Origin of the sequence: Lactobacillus melliventris (genome assembly GCF_013346935.1) — a bacterium.
In the GTDB taxonomy this organism is placed as follows: Bacteria; Bacillota; Bacilli; order Lactobacillales; family Lactobacillaceae; genus Lactobacillus.
The window spans coordinates 1-25,917 of sequence record NZ_JAAEEB010000006.1 but is presented as its reverse complement, the minus strand read 5'-3'; the positions used below and the strand labels follow the sequence as shown (position 1 = coordinate 25,917).

Below are 25,917 nucleotides of genomic sequence, written 5' to 3'. Positions count from 1 at the left end.
TAGCTTGCTTTATTATAATTTGTAACATATCATACGAAGTAGACCAATTTAGATTATATAAGATGTGTAATGGGGGTATATTTATGGAAGAACCAATGTACATCAAAATTCATAATCAAATCAAACGTGAAATTGAAAATCATGACTATAAAGTTGGTAGTAAAATTCCAGCGGAAAGACAATTAGCTCAAAAATTTGGCGTCTCGCGGATGACTTTGCGTCAAGCAATTAAAACTTTAGAAGATGAAGGCATTTTAGAGCAGCGGGTTGGTAGTGGTACTTATGTTGCCAATCAAAAAGTGCAGGAAAAAATGTCGGGTGTTATGTCTTTTACTGATATAACTCATGCAAATGGTCAAACACCTTCTAGTAAGCTAATATCCTATCGCTTTGGTAAGCCTTCCTTATCGGAGATGGAGCGTCTTAATCTGGATGATAAGCAGGAAGTTCTACGGATGGAACGTATTCGTTATGCGGATGATGTTCCAATTTGTTATGAAGTCGTTTCTATTCCACAAAGCCTGGTTAAAAATATGTCGAAAGCTGATATTTCTTCACATTTATACCAAACTTTGGAAAAAAATGGTTATAAAGTAGGACGTGTAACAGAATATATTTCTGCAGCCGTTGCAAATGAAAACTCAGCAAGACTTCTTGATGCCAAAAAAGGTGAGGCGTTGATCACGCGCTTGCAGGTAACTGAATTATCAAATGGCATGCCATTTGAATATACAAGGGCAAACTATGTTGCGGATCGCTTTGAATTTACCTTTGCCAAATAAAAAACTCCGAATTAACTGTGTTTAGTTAGTTCAGAGCTTTTTTATTTTAAATCATCTTTGATTTTAGTGGTAGAAATTCCTGGTGTGCGTGGCAAATAAACTACTTGGCAGTAGGGCTTTAAAAAGTCAAACTTGCCTTGCCAGTCATTACCCATAACAAAAGTATCAATATCATATTTTTGGATGTCGCTAACTTTTTGTTCCCACCCTTTTTCCGGGATAACTTGGTCTACGTAGCGGATTGCTTCAAGAATATATTTACGTTCGGCGTAATTGTTATAGGACTCCTTGTGCTTTTGCAACTGGTTAAATTCATCAGTAGACAATCCAACAATGAGGTAATCGCCTAGTTCACGAGCCCTTTTTAGTAAACGAACATGACCGTAATGCAATAAATCAAATGTGCCATAAGTAATTATTTTTTTCATAGTTCCCGTACTCCTATCATTTTGACGAGTTAATAGTATCATATTTATAGAAAAGGTAAAGCGTATTCTGAACTGGTTGTTATTTTGGTAAAATAAGGTAAATTGCGGATTAGGAGATATAGCTATGGCTAAGGTAAATGTTTTAGGTGTAAATTTTGATAATAAAAGTTTTAATCAATTTCAAAATGAATTTATTGGCAGAATTAATACCCACCAATCAACTTTTATTGTTACTGCCAATCCTGAAATTGTCATGTCAGCAAATGAAAACCCTGAATTTATGAAGATCCTGACTTATGATGCTGACTATATTACTGCTGACGGTATAGGCATTGTCAAAGCAAGTCATATTTTAGGTCAGCCACTTAAAGAACGGGTAACCGGTTATGATTTATTTACTTGGCTAATGAAGCTGGCAAATGATCGGGGCCTCAGAGTTTATTTAATTGGCGCTCGCTCGGAAGTGATGCATACGATTCAGGCTAAGATTGCACGAGAATATTCTGATATACAGCTAGTAGGAGCTGAAAATGGTTACTTTAAAGAAGATCTGGAACTAATTGCTTACCAAATTGAACGGACAGAACCGGATTTAGTTTTTGCCGCCTTGGGTTCACCCCGTCAAGAACAACTTTTATCCATTCTCCGGAGAAATCTCCTGCCAGCTTTAATGATGGGAGTAGGAGGCAGCTTTGATGTCTTTTCAGGTAAAGTAAAACGTGCTCCTCAAACTTGGCAGAATGTCCATTTAGAATGGCTTTACCGTCTGCTTAAAAACCCCTCACGCTTAAAGCGAATGACGATTTTGCCTCATTTTGTGCATGAAGTTTATCAGTCAAAAAAGGAAAAAATCTAATTATGAAGGTTTTGCATGTTAATGCCGGGCTTGAAAATGGTGGTGGCTTAACTCATATTATTAATTTGCTGAAACAAGCAAAAAATGAAGAGCAGGATTTTACATTATTATGTTTAGCTGACGGCCCTGTTGCCCAAGCTGCACGGACTGCAAAATTAAAAGTGCAAGTTTTGGGCATCAATAGTCGCTATGACTTGGCCGGCTTAAATAAGCTGGCTCATTTTATTAATAATGCTGGCTTTAGTATTGTCCACACGCATGGTGCGCGGGCTAACTTATTTGTCTCTTTAATTAGGCACAAAATTACCGCTAAATGGTGCGTAACTGTTCATTCTAATCCTTATCTTGATTTTGCTGATCGCGGCTTCACAGGGAAAATTTTTACCAAATTAAACATTCAGGCCATTCGCAAAGCGGATTGCGTTTTTGCTGTTACTAAAAGATTTGCTGATTTGTTAGTTAAAAAAGCTAAAATCAAGCGGGAAAAAGTTCACGTGATTTACAACGGTACTTTTTTTCATGCAGACAGTCAAATCCCTGCTAAATATGAGCACCCCAACTTTAATATTGTAAACGTAGCCAGGGCTGAAAAAGTTAAGGGCCAAGACTTGTTACTGCAGGCTCTAAAACAATTAAATAATGCTAATGTTCATTTGTTTATTGCCGGAGACGGTTCTCAATTAAGATCACTAAAGGACCTGACGCAAAAATTAAACTTGGGTCCACAAGTAACTTTTCAAGGTTTCATGACACATAAACAGTTAAAAAATCTTTATCGCAGAATGGATTTGGCTGTTCTGACATCTTATTCTGAGAGCTTTCCTCTAGTGTTGCTGGAAGCAAGCGATAATTTGTTGCCACTTTTGTCAACTGCCGTTGGTGATATTAGCATGATGATACCAGATAAAGAACATGGTTTTGTTGCCAAAGTCGGTGAGATAGATTCAATTTGTTCAGCTTTAAAGCAAGCTGTGAACACGCCTAAAACTCAACTTAGAGAAATGGCGCAGCTTGAGAAAAATTATGTTGAGCGGCATTTTTCGTTACACGAGCAATTAAGTAGTATTTTACGGGTATACGATGATATCGTTTAAATTGGTAAGTTTGTTAAAAAGGCCACAAATGTTTATAATAAAACAAAAATATTAGTGGATTTAGTTAAGAGGACAGAATGTTTTACCAAGAATTGGATGAAGACGATTCATTAACCCTTCATACAGATTTGTATGAAATTAATATGATGTATACCTACTTTAAAAAAGGTATTTCTGAACGCAATGCTGTTTTTGAAGTTTACTATCGGAAAGAGCCTTTCGGCAATGGCTATTCCGTATATGCAGGCTTAGAACACGTCATTTTATATTTACAAAACCTGAAATTTAAAGCAAGTGACTTAAAATATTTAAAAGAAGAAATTGGCTATGATGACGATTTTATTGATTATTTACGTCATTTGAAATTGCAGCTTACTGTACGATCGATGCCTGAAGGAGAAATTGCTTTTGCCAACGAACCCTTATTGCAAGTTGAGGGTCCACTTGCGCAATGTCAATTGGTTGAGACAACTATCTTAAATATTATTAATTACCAAACTTTACTGGCCACTAAAGCGGCGCGCGTCAAGCTGGCCGTTCAAGGTGACGGAGTGATGGAATTTGGTACCAGGCGTGCACAGGAAGCAGATGCAGCTATTTGGGGCACTCGTGCTGCTTATATTGGTGGCTTTGATTCTACCAGTAATGTTCGGGCAGGCAAATTATTTGGTATCCCAGTTTCTGGCACACATGCCCATTCCTTAGTAGAAGCCTTTGGTAGTGAATATGAAGCATTTAAGGCCTATGCAGAAACGCATAAAGACTGCGTCTTTCTGGTAGATACATACGATACAGTTAGAAGCGGCGTACCAAACGCAATTCGGGTTGCTGACGAAATGGGAGACAAAATTAACTTCCAAGGCGTGCGTATTGATTCGGGCGACATGGCCTATATTTCAAAGCAAGTACGCCGGGAACTGGATAATGCTGGTTATACTGATGCTAAAATTTTTGCTTCAAATGATTTGGATGAAACTACGATTACAAGTTTAAAGATGCAAGGAGCAAAAATTGATGTTTGGGGGATAGGGACTAAATATATTACGGCTTACGACCAGCCTGCTTTAGGAGCTGTTTATAAATTAGTTTCAATTGAAGATGATCAGCACCATATGCGTGACACTTTAAAAATTTCTTCGAATGTAGAAAAGGTATCAACTCCAGGTAAAAAACAAGTCTGGCGTATCTCAGCTAATACTGCTAAGAAAAATGAAGGTGACTGGATTGCACGGGCCGGCGTAGATCCGCGTAAATTTGATTCATTGTACATGTTTCATCCGCAATATTCTTATATCAATAAAGTGGTGACTGATTACACTGCAGAACCACTTTTAAAAGATATTTTTGTTAAAGGCAAATTAACATACCAAAAGCCCAAACTAATAGATATTAAGAACTTTTGTGCAGCCAATCTGGACGGACTATGGGATGAATACAAGCGCAGCTTGAACCCCCAGGAATATCCTGTTGATCTTTCTCAAGATTTATATGACAGTAAAATGACTATTATTCAGGATATTCGCACCAAAATCAATAAAGGAGATACTGCACAATGAGACCGTTACAAAAAGAAATTATAAAATATGAGCATGTTTTGCCCCAAATTGATCCGCAAAAAGAAATTAGACGTTCAGTTGATTTTTTAAAAGATTATCTCAAAGCAAATACCTTCTTAAAGTCTTATGTATTGGGTATTTCTGGTGGACAAGACTCTACGTTAGCAGGAAAACTATGTCAAATGGCAATTTCGGAAATGAGGAGTGAAACTGGCGATAATTCATACCAATTTATTGCAGTGCGCTTGCCTTATGGAGTTCAAGCTGATGCACAAGATGCGGCAGATGCTGTGGCTTTTCAAAGACCGGATCAAGACTTGGTAGTTAATATTAAACCGGCTGTTGATGCCTTAGTTTCTACTTTGAATGAAGCTGGGCAGGAGATTACCGATTTTAATAAGGGCAATATTAAGGCGCGCGAGCGCATGGTGGTGCAGTATGCTATTGCTGGTGCCCATAATGGTGCAGTTGTGGGGACGGATCACGCAGCTGAAAACTTCAGCGGCTTTTATACCAAATATGGTGATGGTGCGGCAGATTTAACTCCGCTGTTTCGTTTAGACAAGCGCCAAGGAAAACAGATGCTCAAGTTTTTAAATTGTCCGGAGCATTTGTATCACAAAGCGCCCACAGCCGACTTGGAAGAAAATAAGCCTGGCTTACCTGATGAAGTTGCACTCGGCGTCAGCTACAGGGATGTTGATGACTATTTAGAAGGGCACGAAGTTTCTGAAGAAGCCGCTGAAAAAATCGAATCTTTATGGCGTAAGAGTGAACACAAACGGCATTTGCCCGTAACCGTTTTTGATGATTTTTATCGTAAATAAGGACTAGGGCATTTTGAGTTTAAATTTTACCTTAATAGGCCTGTTATTGACAAAAACTGTGCAAGTAGTACAATTACTGTTAACTTAAGATATGTTTTTTAAGAATAACAGTTCAAAGAGAGAGCCGCCTGGTGAAAATGGCTTACTGTTACTTAAAAGATGCTCCTTACAGTTCAAATAAATAAAATAATTAAGAGGTAACAAACACTGTTGCAATTGAGGTGGTACCGCGTTTAAAGGCGTCCTTAAGATAAGCAACGGTGTTTTTATTTTGGCAAAAAGGGAGATATATTTGATGAAGAAACTGACAAGTTCAGAATTTAGACAGATGTTTTTGGATTTCTTCAAGCAGCACGGCCACATGGTATTGCCCAGTCAATCATTGATTCCGCAAGATGATCCAACATTGCTGTGGATCAATTCCGGTGTGGCAACGATGAAAAAGTATTTTGACGGCTCAGTAGTGCCCAAGAATCACCGGATCACCAGTTCACAAAAGTCCATTAGAACTAATGATATTGAAAATGTTGGTAAAACTGCCAGACACCAGACCTTTTTTGAAATGCTGGGTAACTTTTCAGTTGGCGATTATTTCAAAAAAGAAGCGATTACCTGGGCTTGGGAATTTTTGACCAGTCCTGACTGGCTCGATTTAGATAAAGAAAAACTTTACTGTACGGTTTATCCTAAAGATACAGAAGCACATAAAATTTGGCTGGAAGTTGGTATGCCTGAAGATCATATTGTTAAACTGGAAGAAAATTTCTGGGATATTGGTGAAGGTCCTTGTGGTCCTGACTCTGAAATTTTCTATGATCGTGGTCAAGAAAATAACGATGTGGCAGAAGATGATCCTGAAAACTTCCCTGGCGGTGAAAATGCCCGTTACTTGGAAATTTGGAATATAGTCTTTTCACAATATAATCATTTAGCAAATGGCAAATATGTTGATCAGCCACACAAGAATATTGATACTGGTATGGGCCTAGAGCGTGTTTTGTCTATTTTACAAGACGCACCAACTAACTTTGAAACTGACCTCTTCTTGCCAATTATTCATGAAACTGAAAAAATGACTGCTGCTAAAAAGTACGGCACAAACAAGGCGGATACAACAGCCTTTAAGATTATTGCTGATCATGTGCGGACTGTCTGTTTTGCCATTGCGGATGGAGCATTGCCATCAAATACAGGTAGAGGATATGTTTTACGGCGCTTGATTCGGCGCGCTGATTTAAATGGTCAACGTTTAGGGATTAAGGGTGCTTTTCTTTACCAACTTGTCCCAGTGGTCGGTAAAATTATGGAAAGTCATTACCCAGAGGTTACAGACCAAAAGGACTTTATTGCCAAAGTAATTAAAAATGAAGAAGAAAGATTCCAGCTAACTCTTGAATCTGGGTTAACTTTACTTGATGACTTAATTGCCAAGGCCCAAAACTCTGAAGATAAAACAATTACCGGTAAAGATGCGTTCAAGTTGTTTGATACTTATGGCTTTCCTTATGAATTGACTTTTGAAACTGCACAAGATGCAGGCTTAAAGGTTGATCAAAAGGGCTTTGATGCTGAAATGAAGGCCCAAAAAGAGCGTGCGCGTAAAGCTCGGGGTAATCTGCAATCAATGGGTGCGCAGGATGAAACTTTGATGAACTTAAAGGATAAATCAGAGTTTGAATATGGTGTTTATGAAGAAAAACATGCTAAATTAATTGATATTATAGTCAATGACCAATTAGTTGATAGAGCAGATGGTGATAATGCGGTTTTAATCTTTGACCGGACTCCTTTTTACGGTGAACGTGGTGGCCAGGTAGCAGATCACGGTAATATCTATAATCAAGAAGGTGAACTGGTTGCTCAGGTAACGGATGTACAACACGCTCCGAATGATCAAAATATGCACTTTGTCGATGTGATTTTGCCTCTGAAAAAGGGTGAAGACTATACTTTAAAAATTGACAGAGTTCGCCGCGAAGGCCTGCGCCACTCACATACAGCTACACACTTGTTGCATGCGGCTTTGAGAAGCGTTCTGGGTGAACATACGCATCAAGCCGGCAGTTTGGTGGAGCCTGATTATTTGCGCTTTGACTTTACTGCACTTGAACCAATGACTGCCAAGGAAATTAAGTCAGTTGAAAATTTGGTAAATCAAAAGATTTGGGCAGCAATTGATGTCAAAACTACTATTACCGATCCTGATACTGGTAGAAAAATGGGAGCTTTGGCTTTATTTGATGGCAAATATGGTGATAAAGTTAGAGTTGTCCAAATGCAAGATTTTTCTATTGAATTCTGTGGTGGTACTCATTGCGCCAATACTAACCAAATAGGTATTTTTAAAATCATTTCTGAATCTGCCATTGGTGCTGGAATGAGAAGAATTGAAGCAGTTGTTTCTAAAAAGGCCTACGAATATCTGGCTAACAGATCTGAACTCCTGGATGATATTCAAGCGGAAGTAAAATCGACCAAGCCCGAAGATATTATTGATAAGGTTGATTCCCTTGAACAGGAATTACATGATAGTCAAAAGCAGGTTGAAGATTTAAACTTGCAAATTAATCAGAGTAAAGCAAATTCAATTTTTAATGATGTAAAACAAGCAGGTGATTTGTCCATTATTGCCCAAGAAGTTGATGCCGGTGGCATGAATGATTTGCGTGAGTTCGCTGATACTTGGAAGAGTGGTCAGAAGTCTGATGTGCTCGTTTTAGGAACTGCCAGTGATGGCAAGGCCAATATGATTATTAGCTTAGGTGATAAAGCTTTGGCAAAGGGGCTTAAAGCAGGAGATCTAATTAAACAAGTCGCACCAATCTTTGGTGGTGGCGGTGGCGGTCGACCAAACATGGCTCAAGCCGGTGGCAAAAACCCTGAAGGCCTTGAAAAGGCTATTCAGACAGTGGTTACAATGATTTCCGAAAAATAATTAATTGAGTTTGTGCTGTTTTTCAAGTAAAATTATGCTAGGAGGAATAATTATGAGTTCGCTAGATAAGACAATGCATTTTGACTTTAACGAAAATAAAGGCAAAAATGTTCATGATACTCTGCAAGACGTTTATAATGCTCTGGAAGAGAAGGGTTATAATCCAGTTAACCAGATTGTCGGCTACTTATTGTCTGGCGATCCGGCTTATATTCCACGGCATAATGATGCTCGTAATTTAATTTTGAAGCATGAACGTGACGAAATTATTGAAGAGCTTGTCAAAAATTATCTTGGAAAAGATAAATAATGCGACTAGTTGGTTTAGATGTTGGATCAAAGACAGTAGGCGTTGCTGTTAGTGATGAATTAGGAATAACTGCGCAGATGGTTGAAACCATCCCTATTGATGAAACGCGTTATAATTTTGGTATGCGTGCAATTAAAAAAATTGTCCGCCAATATGAACCAGAGGCCTTTGTGCTGGGTCTGCCTAAAAACATGGATGGCTCTTCAGGTGCTTCAGTTAATCGCAGTAAAGCATATGGTGAAAGACTGGAGAAAAAGTTTGGTTTGCCAGTGCATTATTTAGATGAGAGACTAACGACAGTGGAATCTGAAAGAGTTTTAGTTGAAGAGGCAGGAATGTACGATCGCCATAAGCGCAAAGAAGTTATTGACCAAATGGCTGCTGTTTTGATTTTACAGAATTATTTGGATCTAAACCGAAAGGATTAATATGGCACAAGAAGTTAACGGTGATGACCGTCAGATTACCCTGATTGATGATCAGGGTAATGAAGAATTATACGAAATTTTATTTACGTTTCATTCAGATAATTATGATAAATCATATGTTTTGCTCTATCCGGCAGCTGCTAGTGATGATGACGAAATTGAAGTCTTAGCATTCAGCTATGATTCAGATTCCGCAGGTGATGTTACCAGTAGTGATTTACACGAGATTGAAGCAGATGATGAGTGGAACATGGTCCAAGGAGTCTTAAATACATTTTTGGACGATGACCGATTAAGTGGTGAATAAGAAAGACTGGCTGGGCCAGCCTTTTTTATTAAAGATTAATAATTTAGAAAAATAATGAATGATAAAATATTAAAAACTTTAGAATTTGCCAAAATTACTGAACAATTACAACAAATGGCGATTACTACACCAGCTAAAATGACAGCATTCAACTTACTGCCAAGTAATGATTTTGCTCAAGTTGAACTTAGTTTGAAGCAAACTCTTGCTGGTGCTGATATTTTGCGGGTTAAAGGGCAATTGCCATTGACAGATTTTGCTGATGTTACTGCAAGTACCAAGCGTTTGCGGATCAAGGCAAACTTAAACGCCAAGGAATTGGGTAATTTGTTATTAGTTTTGGCGCTTGCAAATGAAACAAATGAATTTTTTGGTGAAATTGATGAGGAAAAACTAGATTTAACCGCCATAGATTCTATTTTGGCACAATTAGATGTACCTCAAAGTTTGTATAACAAACTTAATCGTTCTCTAGATTTTGATGGAGAAGTTCTCGATACTGCTTCCAGCGAATTAGCCCATTTACGTCATGAAATCAAAAGCAATGATGCTGAAATTAAGCAGAGAATGGATGGCTATATCAAGGGTAGTAGCAGCAAGTATTTGTCAGAGCAGATTGTGACAATTCGTGATGAACGTTATGTTATTCCGGTCAAACAAGAATACCGCAATAAATTTGGCGGCGTTGTTCATGATCAAAGTGCCAGTGGACAAACGCTTTTTATTGAACCTAGTGCAGTTTTAAATCTCAATAATCGTCAGCAAAACCTTCTGGCACAAGAAAGAAGAGAAATCAGTCATATTCTGCGTAACTTGTCTGATCTAGTGCGACCGGAAGCTGATAGCATTGATACGATTGCTGGTGCTTTAGTTAAACTCGATTTTATTCAGGCAAAAGCGAAATTAGCTCATGCTATGAAAGCAACTGAACCTAAGTTGACTGATGATCAGTCACTTGTATTTTTACAAGCACGACATCCTTTAATTAATCCTGAAACAGTTATTGCCAATGATATCTGTCTGGGTGAAGATTACGATACTATGTTGATTACTGGTCCAAATACTGGTGGAAAGACGATTACATTAAAAACTGTGGGTATTTTACAGTTAATGGCACAATCTGGTCTGTTTATTCCTGCTGCAGAAGGAAGCAAAGCCGGTGTTTTTAAAGACATCTGCGCAGATATTGGGGATGAACAATCTATTGAGCAATCACTCAGTACCTTTTCTTCACATATTAATGGCATTGTCAAAATAATGAAAAAGGTCGATGCCAAGACACTGGTTTTGATTGACGAAATTGGTGCGGGAACGGACCCAGAAGAAGGCGCAAGTCTGGCAATCAGTATTTTGGACTTTTTACGGCAAAAGAAAGCTAAAATTATCGTTACTACCCATTACCCAGAACTGAAACTATATGGCTATAATCGTGAAAGAACAACTAATGCATCAATGGAGTTCGATCTAAAGACCTTGTCGCCAACATACCGTTTACAAATTGGTATTCCTGGTCACAGTAACGCATTTGCAATTGCGCGCAGATTAGGGATGCGCGAAGACGTGGTTAAAAAAGCACAGGGGCTAATGAGTGATGAAAACGTTGATATTAACCAAATGATTACTGAGTTAACGAAGCAAACTAAGGCTGCTTCAGATGCCCGCAGTCATTTAACTACCAGTCTTGATCGTGCTAAAAAGTTGGAAAAGAAATTGCAGCAAGCACTCGATTGGTACAATCAACGTGTGCAAAAGCAGCTGGAATTTGCTCAGGAAAGAGCTAATGAAGTAGTTACCAAAAGCCGTAAAAAAGCTGATAAAATTATCGCACAACTTGAGCAGCAAAAAGGTAATGTTAAACAAAACGAAATTATTGCCGCCAAGGGTGAATTTAATCAGCTTGAACGACAAAACGAAAATCTGGCTCATAATCGTGTTCTGCAACGCGAAAAAAGAAGACACCATGTTAATGTAGGCGATCAGGTAAAAGTACTGTCTTATGGGCAAACTGGTACGATTACCAAAAAGTTGTCTGAACATGAATATGAGGTCCAGATGGGTATTATTAAGGTTAAAGTCAGTGATCGCGACATTGAAAAAAGCACTCAGCATGAAAAGCCGCAAACTCATTCGAAAGTGCGTGCAGTTAGTGCAAACAGGCGTAGCAATGCTAAAAGTGAGCTCGATTTGCGCGGTCAGCGTTATGATGAAGCAATGACTAATTTAGATCGCTATATTGACTCGGTGCTGTTAGCTGGTTTAGATGTTGTTACCATTATTCACGGCATAGGTACTGGTGCTATTAGAAAAGGCGTTTGGCAATATTTACGGACGAATAAGCATGTGAAAAGTTATAATTACGCCACTGCAAACGAGGGCGGAAATGGTGCAACCATTGTGCATTTGCAATAATTTACTTTACTTGTAAAAAGTAAGTCTGGTTGCTATAATGAAAATATCAATAGATAAAAATATTTTCCTTAAAGGAGGTTTTTTCAATGGTTGATGAACTTACAGATCAAAACTTTGAAGAAGAAACAAAAGATGGCGTCGTGTTAACGGACTTTTGGGCAACCTGGTGTGGCCCGTGCAAAATGCAATCTCCGGTAGTTGATGAATTGGCTGAGGAGAGACAAGACGTTAAATTTACCAAAATGGATGTTGATCAAAACAAGGAAGTACCAAGCTCTTTGGGAGTTATGGCTATTCCGACTTTGCTAATCAAGAAAAACGGTGAAATTGTAGATCGTATTACGGGTTACACACCTAAAGCAAAATTGAGTCAAATTTTGGATCAATATACCAATTAAAAAATTCCTGCAACTGCAGGAATTTTTTTAATTGCTTTTTTCTTTTAATAGATCGCGAATTTCTTTCAAGTAATCTTCAGCGGTTGGGCCAGCTGGTTGTTGCTGGTCGTTATGTCTTATTACTTTATTGACAGCTTTAACTAGCAAAAAGACGATGAATGCAATAATCAAAAAGTTAATCACAGTATTGATAAATTCACCGTATTTAAAAGTAGCACCTCCGGCTTTAAATACCAGATTGGAAAGATCAATTCGTCCGATAAATAGACCCAAAAGGGGATTAATTAAATTGTTTACCAATGAATTAACAATGTTGGTAAAAGCTCCGCCGATGATTACACCAACAGCCAAATCGATAACGTTGCCCCGTTGAATAAATTCTTTAAATTCTCTAAGCATTTTGTTTCCTCCATTCTTACTTTAATAATATTGCAAAAATGGTAAAAAACTAAATTATTTGTTTCAAAGTGCTTAATCAAATTTGGCGATTAGTTTTACTATTTTTTTATGTTCATCAACCTTAATTTCGCATTCAGTAGTGCGACCAGTTTCTTTTTCAACTGCTTCTGCAATTATTCCTGCTTCAAGGGAAAATTCCTGATTACCACTGCTAATCCGATCGGCTACATTTTGTCCGGTTAATTTGAAAATTTTTTCACTATGATGGGCTCTTGCTTTTTCAATATTGCCAAATTCAGTAGTTGTAAAAAAGCTGGCTACATCTTCAAAGGACGCTAAGTCATATTTACGGGCTATGCGCTTGCCACCCCAATATAGAATTACATCATTGTCTTTGCCTAAGATCGTTGGCAGTAAAAAGTCCCGATAAAGCTGATTTACAAAATAAACATGTTCATGTTGCTGGTTATTGTCTTGCATAAAGAAATTCATCCCTTTTATTTTCTTTTATTTTACCGTAAAATTGACTGAAGTATAAATTATTTAGGGAGTCTTTTAATATGGATAATCGACCAATTGGCTTATTAGATTCAGGAGTTGGCGGCTTAACGGTAGTCAAAAAAATAATTGCTAAAATGCCTCATGAATCAACTGTTTTCATTGGTGACAATGCTCATGTTCCCTATGGTGATAAGTCTAAAGCGGAAATTATTGCGCTAACAAAGCAAAGTGTTAATTTTTTATTAAGTAAAAACGTTAAACTAATTGTCTTTGCCTGCAATACTGCCACGGCAGTAGCTATGAATGCTATTCAAAAAGAGATTGAGCCGCAAATTATCGGCGTAATTCAATCGGGCGCTCTAGCGGCAGCGCAAGCTACTAAAAACAAAAACGTGGCAGTTGTGGCGACAAAAATGACTGTTAGTTTAAATGCATACCAAAAGGAGATTCAAAAGCGTGATTCCCAAATAGTTGTGCATGAAATAGCAGCCCCTCAGATTGTACCCCTAATTGAAGCTGATGCAGGTCATCAGGCGTATGTCTCTGCACTGCAAGAACTTTTGTTGCCAATCAACAAGCTGGACATAGATACTCTCGTTTTGGGATGTACGCACTATCCTATTATTCGCAGTGAGTTTGCACAATGTTTAAAACCAAATGTTCAAATTATTGATCCAGCTGACCAGGTAGCGCAATATACGTATAATGTAATGAAACGTGACGGCCTTTTTGGCAGTAATTCTAATGATGGTGCGCACAAGTATTACACAACGGGGGACGTCAGAAAGTTTAACGAATTGGGTAAAATAGTATTAGACGAGCAATACGTTAGTGCAAAACACCTTTAAGAAGAAAGGAGAAAAAATGGAAGTTTTATTTGCAACAACTAATCAGGGCAAAGTGAAAGAATTAAGCGCAGCTTTTAAAAAAGCTGCGCTTAACCTCACAGTTAAGACTAATGCCGATTTAGATAGGCCGCCAATTGTTGATGAGTACGGTACAACATTTGAGCAAAATGCTAAGCTAAAGGCACATGAATTAGCTGACTATAGTCAGCTGCTGACAATAGCGGATGACTCCGGCTTAATGGTTGATGCACTTGATGGTGCTCCTGGAGTTCACTCGGCGCGTTTTGCCGGTCCTGAGCATAATGATCAGAAGAATAATGCTAAATTACTGGCCGAGCTTGGTGGTGTGCCGTTAGCAAAAAGAACAGCTAGATTTAATACTACAATTGTAGTATCAATGCCAGGTCATTTTGAAAAAGATTTGGTTGTCTCAGGTCAATGTGAAGGCCTAATTTTACCAGCGCCTGAAGGTGAAGACGGCTTTGGCTATGATCCGCTTTTTTATGTACCGGAAAAGCAGAAAACTTTTGCCGAAATGACAACTGCAGAAAAAAATAGTCTTTCTCACCGAGGAAAAGCTCTCGCTAAATTATTAAAGTGTTTACCAAACTGGCTCGCTCAGTTTGAATAAATATCTAAAAAACTGATAAATATTATTTTTAATACTTTTTACTGGAAAAGTATTAAAGACATTTATCAGTTTTTATTTTATTCTGCTAAAAGAACTTGGTTGCTTTGCAGGACGTTTAAATACTGCGTTAAGTATTTATCCTGCACTTCTTTTTCATAACCGGGTTTAACTTGAAAATGAACCACATAATTAACAGTTTGTGCTGTTTGCGTAGCTATGCCAATAATTTTAGGTTCTTGCACTAAAAAATTAATATCGGTACTCAATTTTTTGTTTACCTGTTCAATAAGACTATGAACTTTTGCAAAATCGTTATTAGCTTTTAGTTGGATTTCAATATCTAAGCCAATGCCACCGTGGGCTAAATTTTGTACGATTGAAATATTACGATTGGGGATGTAGATTAGAGAACCATCAGACCCTTTAAGTCTTGTAGTCCTTAATCCCAACTGAACCACTACTCCAGTTTGATTGTTGATTGAGACAATATCTCCTACGTCAAACTGGTCTTCACTTAAAATGAAGAAGCCGTTAACTAAATCGCTGACAAAGCCTTGGGCTCCCATCCCTAAAGCCAGAGAAAAGATACCAGCACTCGCAAGTAGCGTACCAATTGGAATACCTAGGATAGATAAAACAGCAAACAAGTAGAAAAAAATCACAGTGTATTCAAAGATACTGTTAATTAATGCAGTAACTGTTTGAGTTCTCTTATTTTGTTTTCTTTTACTATGATCTAAATAATGTTTAATTATTTTTTTACCAACATGGTCGATCAGGTAAAAAACTAAAGCTGAAACTAGGAGCTGCCAAATAATTGTCAGAACTTGTTCTCCCAGCCTGTCCCAGTTAAACTTAAGCACGTTTTTATTGATTTGAAATATTTTATCCATAATAATTACCTTTCGTATATGCATATTAACTATAACAAAATATTACATATAGATTGAGATTGAAGCATTTTCATGCTAGACTTTTTTTAGGTATAGAATTGGAGGTAAAAGATGAAATTTTCTTATGGTGCATTAGCAGGTTTAATAGCCGCCATTGCATTATTAATTTTAGTACTTTTCACAATTCCAGTGCTTATACGTGCCGCAAAAGCGACTAGAGAAGCAGAAAAAACGATCCAGAGTGCTAACGAGTCAATTCAACAGGTCACCGGGGATGTAAATGATTTACTTCATCAAACCAGTGATTTGCTTGATAAAACTAATGTCTTGCTAGCAGATGTTAATGTTAAAATGAAAACTATTGATCCTGTTGTGCAAGCAGCAGCTGATTTAGGCGAAAGCGTTTCGGATGTCAACACATCTACCAGAAATATGGCAAAGCGTTTCAATAATTTTCATTGGAAACGTAACGGGTTGATGTCTTCTGCTTTAGCATCAGTGTTTGCACGGCATAAGCGGCGTAAAGGTGAAGATTAGTAAAAGGAGTTACTTTTATGAAAAATTTTGCAAATTTTGTTTTAGGTACTATTGTCGGAAGTGCTGTAGGGTTCCTAGCTGGTTCCTTATTAGTCAGTGATGAACAAATTGACGAACTTAAGAAAAAAGTTAAGAACAATGAAACTGTTCAAGACTTAAAGAAAAAATATGATAACGGTACTGAAATTGTAAAGAATCAACTGGCCTCATTCCCCAAGAATGTAGAAGATGATTCTGAACTGAAAGATTTTGATGATATCGTTATTGATAGTTCAAAAGATACTGATGCACAGCAAAAAGATCATGCTGCAGATGTAGCTGATGACTTGCACCATGCAGAGGGTCCAGATGATTTTAATCACTCGGAACCCTCAGACCCAAAGCCTGAAGGCCCTGCAGATGCACCTGTTGATCCATATTCTAGACCATAAACACGATTTTAGTAAAATGGCACTGACAGAAAATAAAATCTGTCAGTGCCATTTTTATGCAATAAATAAAGTGAGTTTATTTAAAGAGGTAAAACTTTTAGTTCCTTACTTGTATGAGTAAATGGTTCATAGCCGTTTTTAGTTACAACACCACAATCTTCGATTCTGACCCCCGCTACATTAGGAATATAGATACCAGGTTCAATTGAAAAACACATACCCTCTTCAATGATCAAATCGTTGCCTTGAACAATTGAAGGGTATTCGTGTACTTCTTTACCAATGCCGTGACCCAAGCGGTGAATAAAGTATTCACCATAGCCCGCTTTAGTAATAATATCACGAGCAACACTATCTAATTCAGAAGCTGTCATTCCCGGTCTCACCGCGTCAATTGCAGCTTGTTGAGCTTCGCGATCAATTTCGTAAATTTCTTTTTCTTTGGCTGTTGGTTCACCATAAGCAACTGTTCTGCTGGAATCTGAAGCGTAACCGTTGTGCATAGTACCGAGGTCAAATAACACCAATTCATTTGGCTTGACTTTATTCATGGTAGGACCTAAATGAGGATTAGCGGCGTTGGCACCGGCTTGTACAATGGTTTCAAAACTTTCATGCATTACGCCTTTTTGTACCTTTAGCTGATATTCAATCTGACCAGCAATATACCTTTCAGTAACACCTTCCTTAATGGCGTCAAAACCAATTTGAAAAGCAAAGTCTGCCTCACGGCCAGCGGCTTGCAATTGCTTAATTTCCTCCGGTGTTTTATATAAGCGGATTTTTGCAACAAAATTAGAAACATCACCGTCAAAATTAGCATCTGGAAATTGCTCATGGATGAGTTGATAATGGGAAACAGAGAGGTTATTTTTTTCTAAAGCCCATTTTTGGTATTCTTTGGTTCTGCTTTTCACTTTGTCAGCAATAATCGCCCAGGGATCTTCTGAGTCAAGATAACCATATACATCACCGTTCCAAGCTGAATTTTTAGCTTCTTCAACATTTAAAGCTGGAACAAAGACGAACGGATCTTGATCTTTAAATGCTAAAAGGGCAAAGATTCGTTCATGTGGCTCCATGTCATATCCTGTAAAGTAAGCAATTGTCGTTGGATTAGAAATGTAGGCAACATCGCAATTGGTACTTTGCAGCCATTCTTGTAATTTAGTTAAGTTCATAGCTTCTTCCTTCCATCTTGATTTTATGATTAAAATCAGTATATCATGTTCTAGACCTGAAAAAATGAAAGAATAGTTGTAAACGTTTGCAATTTATGGGAAAGAATGATAAATTTTATTCTAGTAATTTTAAGATGGGGGAACCAAAATGCGAAAACAGGATATTACAATTTATGATGTTGCTCGTGAGGCTAAAGTTTCAATGGCTACTGTCTCACGAGTTGTTAACGGCAATACAAATGTGCGTAAAGACACTCGCGAACGGGTTATGAAGGTAATCAACCGGTTGCATTACCAGCCAAATGCGGTAGCACAAGGACTGGCATCTAAAAGAACCACCACTGTTGGTTTAATCGTGCCGGATTTAACTAATCTTTATTTTGCGGAATTGTCAAAAGGAATTGATGATATTGCGCTTTTATATAAGTACAACATTATTATCACCAGTATTGAAAACCGCTTAATGAGAGAAGATCAGGCAATTCAGGGATTGCTTAATAAGCAGGTCGATGGTGTGATTTACATGTCAGACAATTTGCCGGAAGAAGCAATTGAGGCCTTTAAACGGACTGATACGCCAGTAGTTTTAGCTGGTACTAAAGATAGTCACAGTGAATTTCCATCAGTTGCCATTGATTATCAAAAGGCCGATACAGAAGCTTTAAACCTACTGTATAATGATGGCAAGAGAAATTTAGCCTTAGTCTTAGGCAATCCAGACACTGTGGTTAGCGCTGAAAATAGAATTCCGGCTTACAAAAAATTTATGGCTGATCATGGTTTAGGGGAAGGTCATATCTATACTAAGATTAAAGACCATTCTGATGGCTATAATTTATTATCCCAACTGGAGCAGGACGGTATTGATGGCGTGATTGTCAGTCGTGATGTCACTGCAGTGGGAATTTTGAATTCTGCTATTGATGCTGGTAAAAAAGTGCCGGAAGATTTAGAAATAATTACAGCCAGCGCGACACAAATTGCTTCAGTTGTGCGCCCAGCGCTAACAGCCATTCGTCAGCCGCTTTATGATATTGGAGCGGTAGCAATGAGAATGTTGACTAAATTGATGAATAATGAAGAAGTGCCAGAGAAGCAAATTGAGCTTTCTTATGAGATATTGAAAAAGCAAAGTACTACAAATGAATAATATTATTTATTCACACAAAAAGTGTTGCATTTAATTATGCAGCACTTTTTTGGTAGTTATTTTTTGAATTTGCTTGATCTTCTGCCACGTGTTTAACGTCTTGGCTGGTTGCAGCTGTAAATAAGGAGTTAAAGCAATATTTGAATAACGGCTCATTCGCGGCAAGCGGCGATAATTTTGCCAATTTGCGTCGTCAAAGAAACCATAGAAAAGAATATCACGTGCTTTGATCCAACCTTGTGATGTAAATAGCCATAAACTCTTAGGACTACCATTAAAATTCTGGATTTTAAAAAGGGTATTTGCCGGTAGCAATTTTTTTGTTTTGGCTTGATTATCAGGGTAACGATAAATTCGAACATCTTTTTGCGGTTTAGCGATTATTTGTTTACTTTGATAAGGTGCAATATCTGCTGGTCTTAAGTCCATGTTGACAAACTCAGCTGAGATAAATGTTTGATTTGCAATCTGATAATAAAGTTGATTATGCGCCCTGACACCATACATTACTTCAAATTTTTGTCCCGGATAAACATATTTATTTTGCATTTTCTGTACATAAGGGTTCATCATGGTCTTGGCTTTCTTTTTGCCAAAATAGCTGCCTTTGCGGTGGATAGCATACTTTTTGGTGCCTTCCTTAGCCAGCTTGTACTTAAATCCGGTGCTGGGAAAATTGGTTACTACGCCATCGACATTTTTATTAATTAGCCATTGCCATAGATCGGGCGATTCGTCCATTTCTGTCCACACAAAAACCTGTTTATTTAACTGGTGTAGCCAATGTATCAGCCAGGAATGATTTAAAATCAAGTCAGAAGAAACATTGACAGCATTGACTTGCGGCAAATTACTAAAATTTATTCGTTTAAGACTGCCGACGATTAGAATTAAGTAGGCATCGGGCATAATTTTACGAAAATGAAACAAACTGGCTGCAGAAAATGAATGAATCATTATTCTTTTTTCCATATGATATTTCTTCACAGTGGCGGCAATCTGATCTTCTAATTCATAAGAAGGATCAAGTCCATGGTCAATTTTAGTTTCAAGAATAAATTTGGTATTAGGCTTTTTTTGATAATATTCAAATAGCTCTGGTAAGCTCAGCACATGTTCACCATTGTCATAGGTCAATTGTCTAAGTGCCTGCCAATAATTTTGTGATACAATTGCATGTGTATGGGTCACTCGAAATAGGTCATCATCATGTGATACAACTAGTTCACCGTCTGCAGAAAGGCGCAGGTCAAGTTCAACGTAGTCTGCACCTGAATTAAAGGCAGAGTTGTCACTTTGAATAGTTTCTTCAGGATATTTGCTGGGGTCTCCGCGATGGCCGACCACAGTGAAACCACTAGTTATGATAAATATGATGCTAAAAATGAGAGCCTTAAACAGTTGGCTTTGATATTTCATGTGTACACCTCTGTTGTTAATTACAATAGCATGGTTGCACATTTTTTGCTATATGTCACAGATTTAATTTATACGGGGAATATTGATGAATAAGCAACAATATGAAGAATTAGATTTAATTGAAGAAATTGTGCGCAATGACGGCAGCAAGTATTTTGAAATTTCTAATATTGATCAGAATGGTATAGCAGAACTTGCAGCTGACAGAGGAAAAATTAAGAGTGTTCGTATTTTACAATTAAATATTCCACGTACTAAAGCCCTTGTTACTTATGAAGAATATATCAATCAGAACTATAAGCTTGAGACTTTGACAAACGAAGATGATTGGAAAAATCCGGATTGGGTAGAATGGCAAAAGCCTAAGGGAAAAGTTCTAGATGCCTATAACATAGTTTTGAAGTCGAATCAAATTGGATAGAGAGCAGGATAATGGAAAAAATTCGCATTTTACATACTAATGACTTACACTCACATTTCGAACATTTTCCCAAAATTGGTCGGTATTTGCGGGAAGCTCAAAAAGATCAAACTGTCGACCAGGTGTTTACTTTTGATGCTGGAGACTTCATGGACCGCTCACATCCTTTGACTGATGCAACTTATGGCCAGGCTAATATTCAATTAATGAATTCTTTTCATTACGACGCAATTACTATTGGTAACAATGAAGGTATTTCCAATTCCCACGCTGTAGTAGAAAGACTATTTGATCATGCCGATTTTCCCGTTATTTTAGCCAATTTGCGTGAAGAAGATGAATCTCTGCCTCACTGGGCAGTTCAGGATAAAATCTTAACTACAAAAAAGGGAACACGCATCGGTCTCATCGGTCTGACTGCCGCATACCCACTTTCTTATGAACCTAATCACTGGCACGTCAAAATGCTGAAAGAAACAATGGATAAGGTTTTGCCACAAATAAAAGGCCACTATGACGTGTTAATTTTAATAACTCATATTGGCTTAGATATGGATACCTTTTTAGCCAAAAATTATCCAGAAATTGATTTGATTGTGGGAGGCCATAGCCACGACTTGCTTCCCCATGGTAAAGAAGTTAAGGGGGTTTGGATTACTCAAACCGGCAAATGGGGCAACTATGTAGGCAATACGTATATGGAAATTGATGACAATCACCATGTACGCAAGATTACGCCGCACGTTGAGCCAACCAGTTTGATGAAGTCCCATTCAGCTGATGAAGACACTATTTTAGGATACAGGCAAAAGGGCAAAGAAATTTTGAGTCGAGAACTTGTTGCTGATTTGCCCGAAAAATATGATGGTGACCGTGAAGCTGCAATCCAAGTTTCAATGAATGCAATTGCTCATTTTGCAGGAACCGATTTGGCAATGCTCAGCTCAGGTCTTTTCTTAACCCCTTTTAAAAAAGGCATTATCACTAAATATGATTTGCAAAAGTCTTTACCGCATTCAATGCATGTAGTGCGTTCTACTTTAAGAGGCAGTGATCTATGGCGCCTAATTATGGAAATTGAAAAAAACCGGCATTTTTTAGATCAATTCCCTTTGCAGGGAATGAGTTTTCGCGGGAAAATATTTGGTCAAATGCATTATAAGGGCATAAAATTTGACCCTATGAGTAGAGTAGTCTTCGTCAACGGCAAAGAAGTTGATCCATACCAGGAATATCAAATTGCTGTTTTGGATCATTATGTTTTGGTACCGTTTTTTCCAACTTTGGCAATCGTGGGCGACAATGATTTTTTGTTTCCACAATTCTTGCGTGAGGTAATTGGAAACTATTTGGCACAAAAATACCCTTTAACTGGAAGTGAAACTAATAGTGAAAAATACACACATTAATCAACCACAAGAAAATAAATTTGACCAAGAGCAGCCTTTGCGCCATCCTTTGGCAGCAGTGGCTTTGGATAATGATCAATTAAAAATAAACAAACAACTGTATCAGGTAATAGTTAATAAGGATGATGCTCTGGATCTTGAACTTTTGCGGCAAAAATATGACCCCTATCTTGATCAGTATGATTTTATTGTGGGAGATTTGTCCAGTGATCATCTGCGTTTGAAAGGTTTTTACCAGGATAATGCTCAGGCTGCAATAGATCGTAAGAAACAAACTATTGCGGATTATTTACTAGAATACTGCAATCCCGGCAGTCCGTATTTTATCTTGCAGTTGTTAAGTCCGGTACATCATTATCATAATAATAAAAGAAAAAGACGACTAAATTCGTTTAAAAATCGGGGACAAAATATACACAGAAAGAAGCTTTATAAATCGTTTAAGAGCTACCATGTTCGCCAACCCAAGATAAAGAAGCCCGAAACAATAGCAATAAAAAAAGAGCGTGCAAATAACCATTCTTTTGTAATCAAAAAAAGGAAGGGCAGCAAATAAGTGAAAGATTACCGTTTGTTTTTAATTGATCTTGATGGCACCATTTATCGGGGCAAGGAAACTATTGCTGCAGGTGTTCGTTTCGTTAAGCGCCTTGAACAGGCAAACAAAAGCTATATTTTTTTGACTAATAATACTACTCGTACGCCACAAATGGTGGTGGATAAGCTTAAAACTCATGGCATTAAAACCGATGTTGCGCACATTTATACTCCTTGCATGGCAACGGTAAGTTATATTTTAAGCCGTGAAAAGAAGCGGCAAAGTAAAATCGGTATTTATATAATAGGTCAAATTGGTTTATGGCGTGAATTTTTGCAAAATTCTGCTTTTGAAGTCACTGATTTTAATCCTGAATACGTGATTGTGGGGATGGATACGGACTTGACTTATCATAAAATTCAAGTGGCTGCTACTGCAATTAGGAACGGTGCTACTTTTATTGGGACTAACGCAGATTTAAATTTGCCTAGTGAAAAAGGTTTATTGCCCGGTAATGGTTCTCAGTGTGCGATGATTGCGGCTTCAAGTGGCCATAAACCATTTTTTATCGGCAAGCCTTCTTCCGTGATTATTGATATGCTGTTAGCTAAACTACAGTTTTCTAAAGAAGATGCACTTTTAGTAGGTGATAACTACGATACTGATATCAAGGCGGGTTTTAACAGTCATGTTGACCAATTGCTGGTAACGACGGGTATTACAAAATTGGCTGACATTGAAGGCAAAAGGCAGCCGACAATTGTAGTTGACAGTTTGGATCAGGTTAAATTATGAGCAAAAGAAATAATATATTAACTATTATTTATCATTTTATTTTTGCTATTTCTACTAGTGTGGTGACAGCTCTTGTTGCAAGTTGGCCACTGTTATTCGTATTTGTATTAGTGCAAAAAACAAATAAAACAGTCAATTTATCGATTGAACAGGTGATGACTAGTTATAATCAGTTGTTGTGGTACCTCATTTGGCCATTTAAGCGTAAGCTGCACATGCGTGATTTTCATACTTCTGCAATGGCTGCCAAGCATTTTGCTGATGTCAAAAAATTATTTGTTTTGGCGATCGTTGCCTTCTTGTGCTGTTTGGTCATATATTTTTGGTGTAAAAGACAAAACAAAAAGTTTTTGCGCTTAGATAAGGTTTGGGCGTTATTATTTTTGCTATTGCCGATTGCCGTTTTACCGTTTGCCTTGGCAAATTTTGATAATTTTTTTATTACATTTCATCATTTGTTTTTTGCTGGCAGCAATACTTGGCTATTTGATCCAGCTACAGATCCGATTATTAATGTGCTCACAGAAGGCTTTTTTGCTTCTTGTTTTGCGATTGCCGGTATCGTCTACGAATTGTATTTTGCAGATAAATTATTACAAAAATAAAAAGGAGTCCTTAATGGATCTCCTTTTTATTTTTAATCCGTTTTTTTAACGATACTATAAAAATCGGCAGAACCGAGATTATAATTATTGCAAGTATTAACATTGAGAAATGATTTTTGACAAAAGGGATGTTGCCAAAGAAGGCACCAAGTATTGTGAACAAACCACTCCAAAATATTCCGCCAACTACGTTATATAAGGCAAACTTGCCATAATGCATGTTACTTCCACCTGAAATGAAAGGGACAAAAGTTCTGATAAAGGGGATAAATCTGCCAATAACAATAGTAATTGGTCCATGTCGCTCAAAAAAGTTTTCAGCTGCCGTCCGATTTTTTTGATTGATTAATCTATTAAACCAGGTATGTTTAGAGCCTTGTCTAACCGACCAGGCACCTATTTCATAATTACAGGCATCGCCTAGTATTGCTGCCAGCAGCACTGCAAAATAAATCCACCAGATATTTAAATTATATGCAGGATTAACTGCTAAAGAACTGGCAGCAAAAATTAATGAATCACCTGGTAAAAAGGGAAATATAACTAATCCAGTTTCAATAAAAATAATGGCAAAGATAATCAAATACGTCCAATTGCCAAACTGATTGACTATTTCAATCAAATGGTGATCGATGTGCAAAATAAAATTGATTATTGTCATAAACATCTCCTAAATGCTGGTTGAATGTATTGTTAAGGTCTTTTCAGGGAAAAGCTTACGCATAATTGTAGTAATTGCAATTTGTGCTTCTCCAAAGCCCAGACCAATAAGTGGGACTCGGCCAGAATAAGTAGTGACATCGCCTATTGCATAAATACCAGGTACATTGGTTTCCATAGAGCGAGAAACTTCTATTTGGTTATTAACTAAATTAACACCCCATTTTTTTACAAACTGATTATTAGCTCGAAAGCCATAGCCAACGACTATTTGATCAAATTGCTCGTCAGTAATAGCGTTACTTCCAATTTTTTTCAAGCTAATATTAAGCTGATTATCTCTAATTTCAATTGATTTAGGAAGATAAGGGGTCTTTATTTCAACATTTTTTAAACTTTTTAGTTTGGTGACACTTGATTCGAGACCGCGAAATTCATTTCTTCTATGAACTAGTTTGATCTTTGCAGCTGGTTGGTTTGCTAATTCAATTGCCCAGTCAAGAGCTGAATCACCACCACCGAAGACACCTACTTTTTGATGAGCAAAATCCTGGGGATCTTTAACATAATAGTGAATCCTTTTTTCAATTTCCTCATTCGTTTTTAGTGGAAATTTTTTAGGACTGAAAAACCCAGTCCCAGTAGCAATAATGACGCTTCTAACAGAATAGTCGTCATCGATAACAAATTCATTGTTACTTTGCTCAATGGCTCTAACTGGATGATTTAAAACAAATGTTGTATGTTGTCTGGCATCATTTTGTAATTTGGTAATTAATTCATGAGCTAAAATAGAACTGTAAGCTGGTATATCCAAAATTTCTTTAAAAGGATAAAGTAGTTTTGGTTGCCCGCCAACCTCAGCTAGTGAATCAAAAATTATTGTATTTAGGTCATGAAGATGAGCAAAATTGGCACAGAATAACCCTACGGGACCTGCTCCTATAATTGCTAAATCAAATTTTTTTATTTTGAAAACTCCCCTCTAAACGTTGATATGACAACTTTATCATGAATAAAGAAGATAGTCACTTGAATAATTTGCAAAAAAGACTTGCAAAAAAGAAAAATACTTGCTAGTATTAATAACTGTCGTCGGGCAATGAGCCGCAAGGCAAGAGCACGAAGACAGCGTTAAAAAATCAAGCAAAAGCAGTTGACAAAAGTCA

Annotated in this window: 29 protein-coding genes; 21 read left to right on the top strand and 8 right to left on the bottom strand. The window is 37.4% G+C overall.

What is annotated here, in order from left to right:
* Positions 1-83: 83 nt before the first annotated feature.
* Positions 84-782 (top strand): GntR family transcriptional regulator, encoded by a 699-nt coding sequence (locus tag GYV61_RS06405; RefSeq protein WP_110445677.1) that lies wholly within the window; start codon positions 84-86, stop codon positions 780-782.
* 41 nt (positions 783-823) lie between these two features.
* Here the strand turns inward: GYV61_RS06405 and tagD are convergent, their stop codons facing one another.
* Positions 824-1,210, bottom strand: coding sequence for a glycerol-3-phosphate cytidylyltransferase (gene tagD, locus GYV61_RS06400; protein ID WP_174795219.1), 387 nt, complete (start codon positions 1,208-1,210; stop codon positions 824-826).
* Positions 1,211-1,334: 124 nt separating this feature from the next.
* Between tagD and GYV61_RS06395 the strand changes: the two genes are divergently transcribed.
* The 10 genes from GYV61_RS06395 (at position 1,335) to trxA (ending at position 12,330) form a co-directional block, all read left to right on the top strand.
* Positions 1,335-2,066: a WecB/TagA/CpsF family glycosyltransferase gene (locus GYV61_RS06395; RefSeq protein ID WP_110445679.1), complete on the top strand. Its 732-nt coding sequence runs from the start codon at positions 1,335-1,337 to the stop codon at positions 2,064-2,066.
* 2 nt (positions 2,067-2,068) lie between these two features.
* Positions 2,069-3,160, top strand: coding sequence for a glycosyltransferase (locus GYV61_RS06390; RefSeq protein ID WP_174795218.1), 1,092 nt, complete (start codon positions 2,069-2,071; stop codon positions 3,158-3,160).
* Positions 3,161-3,237: 77 nt separating this feature from the next.
* The gene (locus tag GYV61_RS06385) at positions 3,238-4,716 is read left to right on the top strand and encodes a nicotinate phosphoribosyltransferase (protein ID WP_174795217.1); all 1,479 of its coding nucleotides are present in this window, start codon (positions 3,238-3,240) and stop codon (positions 4,714-4,716) included.
* Positions 4,713-5,543, top strand: a complete 831-nt coding sequence (gene nadE / locus GYV61_RS06380) for an ammonia-dependent NAD(+) synthetase (protein WP_046324447.1) — start codon at positions 4,713-4,715, stop codon at positions 5,541-5,543. The genes GYV61_RS06385 and nadE overlap by 4 nt, the downstream gene beginning before the upstream one ends.
* Before the next feature lie 295 nt (positions 5,544-5,838).
* Complete coding sequence (alaS, locus tag GYV61_RS06375; RefSeq protein ID WP_174795216.1) at positions 5,839-8,478, top strand: alanine--tRNA ligase; 2,640 nt, start codon at positions 5,839-5,841, stop codon at positions 8,476-8,478.
* 52 nt (positions 8,479-8,530) lie between these two features.
* Positions 8,531-8,788 (top strand): IreB family regulatory phosphoprotein, encoded by a 258-nt coding sequence (locus GYV61_RS06370; protein WP_038521496.1) that lies wholly within the window; start codon positions 8,531-8,533, stop codon positions 8,786-8,788.
* Entirely contained in the window at positions 8,788-9,216 is a 429-nt protein-coding gene (gene ruvX, locus GYV61_RS06365) for a Holliday junction resolvase RuvX (protein ID WP_046324449.1), read from the top strand. The genes GYV61_RS06370 and ruvX overlap by 1 nt, the downstream gene beginning before the upstream one ends.
* A gap of 1 nt (position 9,217) precedes the next feature.
* The gene (locus tag GYV61_RS06360) at positions 9,218-9,523 is read left to right on the top strand and encodes a DUF1292 domain-containing protein (protein ID WP_174795215.1); all 306 of its coding nucleotides are present in this window, start codon (positions 9,218-9,220) and stop codon (positions 9,521-9,523) included.
* A gap of 54 nt (positions 9,524-9,577) precedes the next feature.
* A complete protein-coding gene (locus tag GYV61_RS06355; RefSeq protein WP_174795214.1) occupies positions 9,578-11,932 on the top strand; it encodes an endonuclease MutS2 in 2,355 nt (784 codons plus the stop codon).
* Positions 11,933-12,018: 86 nt separating this feature from the next.
* Positions 12,019-12,330, top strand: a complete 312-nt coding sequence (gene trxA / locus GYV61_RS06350; protein ID WP_046324452.1) for a thioredoxin — start codon at positions 12,019-12,021, stop codon at positions 12,328-12,330.
* 27 nt (positions 12,331-12,357) lie between these two features.
* Here trxA and mscL read toward each other — a convergent pair whose 3' ends face one another.
* Complete coding sequence (mscL, locus tag GYV61_RS06345) at positions 12,358-12,729, bottom strand: large-conductance mechanosensitive channel protein MscL (protein ID WP_046324453.1); 372 nt, start codon at positions 12,727-12,729, stop codon at positions 12,358-12,360.
* Positions 12,730-12,801: 72 nt separating this feature from the next.
* On the bottom strand, positions 12,802-13,221 hold the full coding sequence (locus tag GYV61_RS06340) for a DUF2507 domain-containing protein (protein ID WP_110445685.1): 420 nt from the start codon (positions 13,219-13,221) through the stop codon (positions 12,802-12,804).
* Positions 13,222-13,289: 68 nt separating this feature from the next.
* Between GYV61_RS06340 and murI the strand changes: the two genes are divergently transcribed.
* Entirely contained in the window at positions 13,290-14,078 is a 789-nt protein-coding gene (gene murI / locus GYV61_RS06335; protein ID WP_174795212.1) for a glutamate racemase, read from the top strand.
* Between the two features lie 16 nt (positions 14,079-14,094).
* On the top strand, positions 14,095-14,709 hold the full coding sequence (locus tag GYV61_RS06330; protein ID WP_174795211.1) for an XTP/dITP diphosphatase: 615 nt from the start codon (positions 14,095-14,097) through the stop codon (positions 14,707-14,709).
* Between the two features lie 77 nt (positions 14,710-14,786).
* Here GYV61_RS06330 and GYV61_RS06325 read toward each other — a convergent pair whose 3' ends face one another.
* Complete coding sequence (locus tag GYV61_RS06325; RefSeq protein ID WP_174795210.1) at positions 14,787-15,602, bottom strand: mechanosensitive ion channel family protein; 816 nt, start codon at positions 15,600-15,602, stop codon at positions 14,787-14,789.
* A gap of 111 nt (positions 15,603-15,713) precedes the next feature.
* On the opposite strand from GYV61_RS06325, the gene GYV61_RS06320 reads away from it, so the two are divergent.
* Positions 15,714-16,139, top strand: coding sequence for a DUF948 domain-containing protein (locus GYV61_RS06320; RefSeq protein WP_046324457.1), 426 nt, complete (start codon positions 15,714-15,716; stop codon positions 16,137-16,139).
* A gap of 17 nt (positions 16,140-16,156) precedes the next feature.
* Positions 16,157-16,570, top strand: coding sequence for a YtxH domain-containing protein (locus GYV61_RS06315; protein ID WP_174795209.1), 414 nt, complete (start codon positions 16,157-16,159; stop codon positions 16,568-16,570).
* A gap of 80 nt (positions 16,571-16,650) precedes the next feature.
* Here the strand turns inward: GYV61_RS06315 and GYV61_RS06310 are convergent, their stop codons facing one another.
* Positions 16,651-17,751: an aminopeptidase P family protein gene (locus GYV61_RS06310; protein WP_046324459.1), complete on the bottom strand. Its 1,101-nt coding sequence runs from the start codon at positions 17,749-17,751 to the stop codon at positions 16,651-16,653.
* A 148-nt stretch (positions 17,752-17,899) separates the two neighbouring features.
* On the opposite strand from GYV61_RS06310, the gene GYV61_RS06305 reads away from it, so the two are divergent.
* The gene (locus tag GYV61_RS06305; RefSeq protein WP_174795208.1) at positions 17,900-18,901 is read left to right on the top strand and encodes a substrate-binding domain-containing protein; all 1,002 of its coding nucleotides are present in this window, start codon (positions 17,900-17,902) and stop codon (positions 18,899-18,901) included.
* Between the two features lie 30 nt (positions 18,902-18,931).
* Here GYV61_RS06305 and GYV61_RS06300 read toward each other — a convergent pair whose 3' ends face one another.
* Positions 18,932-20,320 carry a glycerophosphodiester phosphodiesterase gene (locus GYV61_RS06300; RefSeq protein ID WP_174795207.1) on the bottom strand — a complete coding sequence of 463 codons (1,389 nt, stop codon included), beginning with the start codon at positions 20,318-20,320 and terminating at the stop codon, positions 18,932-18,934.
* A gap of 85 nt (positions 20,321-20,405) precedes the next feature.
* On the opposite strand from GYV61_RS06300, the gene GYV61_RS06295 reads away from it, so the two are divergent.
* From GYV61_RS06295 to GYV61_RS06275, 5 genes are read left to right on the top strand one after another with little or no spacing between them, the layout of a single operon-like run.
* Entirely contained in the window at positions 20,406-20,741 is a 336-nt protein-coding gene (locus GYV61_RS06295) for a hypothetical protein (RefSeq protein ID WP_174795206.1), read from the top strand.
* A gap of 11 nt (positions 20,742-20,752) precedes the next feature.
* Positions 20,753-22,150 (top strand): bifunctional metallophosphatase/5'-nucleotidase, encoded by a 1,398-nt coding sequence (locus tag GYV61_RS06290; protein WP_174795205.1) that lies wholly within the window; start codon positions 20,753-20,755, stop codon positions 22,148-22,150.
* Positions 22,128-22,706: a YutD family protein gene (locus tag GYV61_RS06285; protein WP_420870817.1), complete on the top strand. Its 579-nt coding sequence runs from the start codon at positions 22,128-22,130 to the stop codon at positions 22,704-22,706. The genes GYV61_RS06290 and GYV61_RS06285 overlap by 23 nt, the downstream gene beginning before the upstream one ends.
* A complete protein-coding gene (locus GYV61_RS06280; RefSeq protein ID WP_174795204.1) occupies positions 22,707-23,483 on the top strand; it encodes a TIGR01457 family HAD-type hydrolase in 777 nt (258 codons plus the stop codon). It abuts the gene before it with no gap.
* Complete coding sequence (locus tag GYV61_RS06275; protein ID WP_174795203.1) at positions 23,480-24,088, top strand: TIGR01906 family membrane protein; 609 nt, start codon at positions 23,480-23,482, stop codon at positions 24,086-24,088. Before GYV61_RS06280 ends, GYV61_RS06275 begins: the two co-directional genes overlap by 4 nt.
* 10 nt (positions 24,089-24,098) lie before the next feature.
* Here GYV61_RS06275 and GYV61_RS06270 read toward each other — a convergent pair whose 3' ends face one another.
* Both GYV61_RS06270 and GYV61_RS06265 read right to left on the bottom strand, forming a co-directional pair.
* Complete coding sequence (locus GYV61_RS06270; protein WP_122025757.1) at positions 24,099-24,749, bottom strand: VTT domain-containing protein; 651 nt, start codon at positions 24,747-24,749, stop codon at positions 24,099-24,101.
* Between the two features lie 9 nt (positions 24,750-24,758).
* Positions 24,759-25,718, bottom strand: coding sequence for an NAD(P)/FAD-dependent oxidoreductase (locus GYV61_RS06265; protein ID WP_174795266.1), 960 nt, complete (start codon positions 25,716-25,718; stop codon positions 24,759-24,761).
* Between the last annotated feature and the right edge of the window lie 199 nt (positions 25,719-25,917).

Excerpts from the sequence above, each read along its gene's own strand:
- GYV61_RS06405 (WP_110445677.1), top strand. The coding sequence starts at position 84 with ATGGAAGAACCAATGTACATCAAAATTCATAATCAAATCAAACGTGAA.
- tagD (WP_174795219.1), bottom strand. The coding sequence starts at position 1,210 with ATGAAAAAAATAATTACTTATGGCACATTTGATTTATTGCATTACGGT.
- GYV61_RS06395 (WP_110445679.1), top strand. The coding sequence starts at position 1,335 with ATGGCTAAGGTAAATGTTTTAGGTGTAAATTTTGATAATAAAAGTTTT.
- GYV61_RS06390 (WP_174795218.1), top strand. The coding sequence starts at position 2,069 with ATGAAGGTTTTGCATGTTAATGCCGGGCTTGAAAATGGTGGTGGCTTA.
- GYV61_RS06385 (WP_174795217.1), top strand. The coding sequence starts at position 3,238 with ATGTTTTACCAAGAATTGGATGAAGACGATTCATTAACCCTTCATACA.
- nadE (WP_046324447.1), top strand. The coding sequence starts at position 4,713 with ATGAGACCGTTACAAAAAGAAATTATAAAATATGAGCATGTTTTGCCC.
- alaS (WP_174795216.1), top strand. The coding sequence starts at position 5,839 with ATGAAGAAACTGACAAGTTCAGAATTTAGACAGATGTTTTTGGATTTC.
- GYV61_RS06370 (WP_038521496.1), top strand. The coding sequence starts at position 8,531 with ATGAGTTCGCTAGATAAGACAATGCATTTTGACTTTAACGAAAATAAA.
- ruvX (WP_046324449.1), top strand. The coding sequence starts at position 8,788 with ATGCGACTAGTTGGTTTAGATGTTGGATCAAAGACAGTAGGCGTTGCT.
- GYV61_RS06360 (WP_174795215.1), top strand. The coding sequence starts at position 9,218 with ATGGCACAAGAAGTTAACGGTGATGACCGTCAGATTACCCTGATTGAT.
- GYV61_RS06355 (WP_174795214.1), top strand. The coding sequence starts at position 9,578 with ATGAATGATAAAATATTAAAAACTTTAGAATTTGCCAAAATTACTGAA.
- trxA (WP_046324452.1), top strand. The coding sequence starts at position 12,019 with ATGGTTGATGAACTTACAGATCAAAACTTTGAAGAAGAAACAAAAGAT.
- mscL (WP_046324453.1), bottom strand. The coding sequence starts at position 12,729 with ATGCTTAGAGAATTTAAAGAATTTATTCAACGGGGCAACGTTATCGAT.
- GYV61_RS06340 (WP_110445685.1), bottom strand. The coding sequence starts at position 13,221 with ATGAATTTCTTTATGCAAGACAATAACCAGCAACATGAACATGTTTAT.
- murI (WP_174795212.1), top strand. The coding sequence starts at position 13,290 with ATGGATAATCGACCAATTGGCTTATTAGATTCAGGAGTTGGCGGCTTA.
- GYV61_RS06330 (WP_174795211.1), top strand. The coding sequence starts at position 14,095 with ATGGAAGTTTTATTTGCAACAACTAATCAGGGCAAAGTGAAAGAATTA.
- GYV61_RS06325 (WP_174795210.1), bottom strand. The coding sequence starts at position 15,602 with ATGGATAAAATATTTCAAATCAATAAAAACGTGCTTAAGTTTAACTGG.
- GYV61_RS06320 (WP_046324457.1), top strand. The coding sequence starts at position 15,714 with ATGAAATTTTCTTATGGTGCATTAGCAGGTTTAATAGCCGCCATTGCA.
- GYV61_RS06315 (WP_174795209.1), top strand. The coding sequence starts at position 16,157 with ATGAAAAATTTTGCAAATTTTGTTTTAGGTACTATTGTCGGAAGTGCT.
- GYV61_RS06310 (WP_046324459.1), bottom strand. The coding sequence starts at position 17,751 with ATGAACTTAACTAAATTACAAGAATGGCTGCAAAGTACCAATTGCGAT.
- GYV61_RS06305 (WP_174795208.1), top strand. The coding sequence starts at position 17,900 with ATGCGAAAACAGGATATTACAATTTATGATGTTGCTCGTGAGGCTAAA.
- GYV61_RS06300 (WP_174795207.1), bottom strand. The coding sequence starts at position 20,320 with ATGAAATATCAAAGCCAACTGTTTAAGGCTCTCATTTTTAGCATCATA.
- GYV61_RS06295 (WP_174795206.1), top strand. The coding sequence starts at position 20,406 with ATGAATAAGCAACAATATGAAGAATTAGATTTAATTGAAGAAATTGTG.
- GYV61_RS06290 (WP_174795205.1), top strand. The coding sequence starts at position 20,753 with ATGGAAAAAATTCGCATTTTACATACTAATGACTTACACTCACATTTC.
- GYV61_RS06275 (WP_174795203.1), top strand. The coding sequence starts at position 23,480 with ATGAGCAAAAGAAATAATATATTAACTATTATTTATCATTTTATTTTT.
- GYV61_RS06270 (WP_122025757.1), bottom strand. The coding sequence starts at position 24,749 with ATGACAATAATCAATTTTATTTTGCACATCGATCACCATTTGATTGAA.